Origin of the sequence: Allobosea sp. (assembly GCF_036675845.1) — a bacterium.
GTDB lineage: Bacteria > Pseudomonadota > Alphaproteobacteria > Rhizobiales > Beijerinckiaceae > Allobosea.
In genome coordinates, this window is record NZ_JAKFED010000069.1 from 1 (window position 1) to 3090 (window position 3090).

Sequence of the window (3090 nt, forward strand, 5' to 3'; positions counted from 1 at the left end):
GCCGCCTCGTTGAGCCTCATCGCCGCCTTTGCCACGGCTCTTGCCACGCTTGCCGCCCATGGCGCGGCGGCGCAGGAAGATTTCGAGAGCTGGGCGCCGCTCGAGGATCCGTTCCCGAGCACGGGTGGCGGCGGCATCATGATCCACGACTATGATCCGGTCGTCGGCGCCGGCAAATGCGTGACGAGGTTCCGCGCCGTCGAGCCGGGCGGCACGACCTATCACAACCTGATCGAGTTCGACGCGACCGCGACCCAGGGCGGCGTGCTCTGCGCCAACGGCAGATGGCGCTCGGCCGATGGCAGCGCCAGCGGCACGACGCCGTTCCGCGTCTTCATCAAGGGCGGCGTGAAGCGCGGTTCGCCGGAATAGCGCCGAGGCATCTCGAAAAGGCCGTCGTCCCGGACAAGCGGCGAAGCCGCGTCGATCCGGGATCAATGGCTGAGCCTTCTTCGGGCAGGCTCCGGCTCGGATGCCGTCATTCCCGGGCTGAGCGAAGCGCAGACCCGGGAATCTCGCGACGAGAAGGCTCCCTGCGGAGGGAGCTCCGTTCTGCCTGAGATGCTCGGGTCAAGCCCGAGCATGACGTGCCCAGTCAGTGCAGCTCGATCAGCACCGGGACATGGTCGGAGGCCTTCTCCCAGCCGCGGACATGCTTGGCGATCGAGACGCCGGCGAGCCGGTCGCTCGCCTGGGGCGAGAGCAGCAGGTGGTCGATGCGGATGCCGTTGTTCCGCTGCCAGGCGCCGGCCTGGTAGTCCCAGAAGGTGTAGAGGCCGGGCGCGTCGCTCGTCGCCCGCAATGCCTCGGTGAAGCCGAGATTGACGAGCTTGCGGAAGGCGGTGCGGGTCGGCGGCAGGAAGAGCGCATCGCCGATCCAGGCGGCCGGATCGCGCGCATCGCGCGGCTCGGGGATGACGTTGTAGTCGCCGGCGAGCACCAGCGGCTCCTCATGGGCCAGCAGATTGCGGGCATGCGTCGTCAGGCGCTCCATCCAGGCGAGCTTGTAGGGGTACTTTTCGGTATTGGGCGGATTGCCGTTCGGCAGGTAGATCGAGGCGAGGCGGACGACGCCGTCGCCATGCGGCAGGACGCCTTCGAGATAGCGCGCCTGCTCGTCGCCATCGTCGCCGGGCAGGCCGCGCCGGACGTCCTCCAGCCGGCTGCGGGAGAGGATGGCGACGCCATTGAAGGCCTTCTGGCCATGGCTGGTCACCTGCCAGCCGGCTTCCTCGATCTCGGCGCGCGGGAAGTCGCCGTCGACGCATTTCAGCTCCTGCAGGCAGAGCGCGTCAGGCTCGGCCTCCTTCAGGAAGGCGAGCAGATGCGGCAGCCGCTGGCGGACCGAGTTGACGTTCCAGGTGGCGATACGCACGGGCTGACTCCGGATTCTGCAGGCGCCGCACCATAAGGCCCCAGGCGTGCGTCAAGGCAAGTCAGCAAGGTGGAGGCTCAACTGCGGGGCGGGCTGCGTTCGGCGATGGCGGTTCCTGCCGCCCAGCCCGACGACCACGCCCATTGGAAGTTGTAGCCGCCGAGCCAGCCGGTCACGTCGACCACTTCACCGATGAAGTAGAGCCCGCCGACGGCCGTTGCTTCCATCGTCCGTGAGTTCAGGCCGGAGGTATCGACGCCGCCGAGCGTCACCTCCGCGGTCCGGTATCCTTCCGATCCGATGGGCATGATCTCCCAGCCCTGTATGACAGAAGCGATCGCGGCGAGCTTCTTGTCGCTCGCATCTCCAATCGGCCCCGCCCAGCCATGGGCATCGGCAAGATGAGCCGCCAATCGCTTCGGAAGAATCTCGCCCAGCGTGTTGGCGATGCTCCGGCGGCCGTTGTCCTGTCTGGCGGCTCGCAAGGACGCGAACACGTCATGCGTCGGCAGAAGGGCGATCCTGATCGCCTGCTTCTCCCGCCAATAGGACGAAATCTGCAGGATCGCAGGGCCGGAAAGCCCGCGATGCGTGAACAGCAGCGCCTCTTCGAAGCTGGTTCTGCCGCATGCGACCCGTGCATCCGCGGCGGTGCCGGCAAGCTCGCGAAACCCGGCAAGCACGTCCTCGCCGAATGTCAGCGGCACCAGGGCCGGACGCGTTTCCGTCACCGCCAGGCCGAACTGACCGGCGATCTGATAGCCAAGGCTGGAAGCGCCCATTTTCGGGATCGATTTGCCGCCGCACGCCACGACGAAGTGCCGGCACAGGATTTCCGCGGCTCTATCGCCGCCAAGCCTGACCGCAAAGCCGTCATCGCTCCGCTCGATGCCTTCCAGCGTCGTGCCGAGGCGCAACCCGCAAGCCGCCTGCGCCATCTCGTCCAGCAGCATGGCGACGATATCCTTGGCGGAATCGTTGCAGAAGAGCTGCCCGAGCGTTTTCTCGTGATAGGCGATGCCGTGCTTTTCGACCAACGCAATGAAATCGTGCTGCGTGTAACGACCGAGCGCGGATTTGGCGAAATGCGGGTTGGCCGAAAGAAAATTGCGCGCGCTCGTGCCGATATTGGTGAAGTTGCAGCGCCCCCCGCCGGAAATGCGGATCTTCTCGCCGGCCGCCCTGGCATGATCGACGACAAGGACACGCCCGCCGCGCGATGCGGCATGGATCGCGCACATCATTCCAGCAGCACCGGCGCCCAGGACAACAGTGTCGAAACGCTCGATCGACATCGAATGCTGCTCGATCGCCACGCGTCCGGCCGGACGCGAAACAGCGATCTACCTCCTTATCCAAACATCGGTTCCGCCGAAAAGCGCTCTCCGCTCGCCGGTCCAGTTCTGATCCCGGAACAGCCGGGACGGGCATTGCGCAGCGCTTTCGACGGCATGGCGATACGCTTAGCCCGGGTAGATGATCCGCGCCCGTCGAGCAACCGCTCAGGCCGCCATCTGGGTCGCAGCGGCCGCCGGCCGCCGCCAGCAAAAAAGACCTCCCCCTGCGGGGAGGCCTCGATGCGATCCGAAAGTGGCGCCCGGGATTACGGGCAGGCGCGAACCACGCCGCCGGTGGCGATATAGGTGCCGGTCTCGGGGTCGTAGGTGCGGAAGCGGCGCGAGCAATAGGCGATCGCGTCGGCATCCGGCGAAGCG

Annotated in this window: 4 protein-coding genes; 1 reads left to right on the top strand and 3 read right to left on the bottom strand. The window is 66.7% G+C overall.

The features are described from left to right. A partial coding sequence (locus tag V6M56_RS08335) for a hypothetical protein (RefSeq protein WP_332682795.1) occupies positions 1-372 on the top strand: 372 nt, incomplete at its 5' end. A gap of 223 nt (positions 373-595) precedes the next feature. Here the strand turns inward: V6M56_RS08335 and xth are convergent. The 3 genes from xth to V6M56_RS08350 all read right to left on the bottom strand — a co-directional run bounded on the left by xth (position 596) and on the right by V6M56_RS08350 (position 3068). Continuing rightward, positions 596-1375 (bottom strand): exodeoxyribonuclease III, encoded by a 780-nt coding sequence (xth, locus tag V6M56_RS08340; protein ID WP_332682797.1) that lies wholly within the window; start codon positions 1373-1375, stop codon positions 596-598. Positions 1376-1452: 77 nt separating this feature from the next. Further along, positions 1453-2664: a BaiN/RdsA family NAD(P)/FAD-dependent oxidoreductase gene (locus tag V6M56_RS08345; RefSeq protein ID WP_332682798.1), complete on the bottom strand. Its 1212-nt coding sequence runs from the start codon at positions 2662-2664 to the stop codon at positions 1453-1455. 314 nt (positions 2665-2978) lie between these two features. Continuing rightward, positions 2979-3068 carry a BA14K family protein gene (locus V6M56_RS08350; protein WP_332682800.1) on the bottom strand — a complete coding sequence of 30 codons (90 nt, stop codon included), beginning with the start codon at positions 3066-3068 and terminating at the stop codon, positions 2979-2981. Positions 3069-3090 lie beyond the last annotated feature (22 nt).